1 pseudogene is annotated in these 266 nt (G+C 57.1%); it reads left to right on the top strand.

Features of this window, described 5'->3' with window-relative positions:
• Positions 1–85: 85 nt before the first annotated feature.
• A pseudogene (locus ACXAIC_RS24895) lies at positions 86–266 on the top strand (DDE-type integrase/transposase/recombinase); the annotation flags it as partial.

The following is a 266-nucleotide window of genomic DNA, read 5'->3' as shown; positions in this document are numbered from 1 at the left end:
AGATACGATAAAACCGATACCAGCTATCAAGCCTCATGGAACCTGGCCGCAGCGATCATCGCATTGCGCTAAATGTCCACAGACCTTAGACCTGCATTCCAGACGTGTCATCGGTTGGGCCGTGAGCAACCGGTTGAAACGGGATCTTGCTATCCGGGCCCTGAACATGGCCATAGCCCTGCGCCGCCCGCCCAAGGGCTGCATTCACCATACGGATCGCGGCAGCCAAGGCGAATTCAACCGGTCGTCGCAACACCTTCGATTGC

It is taken from the genome of Roseibium sp. AWQ4_254, assembly GCF_056161025.1.
The sequence above is the reverse complement of the archived record's forward strand: the minus strand, read 5'-3'. Positions and strand labels throughout refer to the sequence as shown.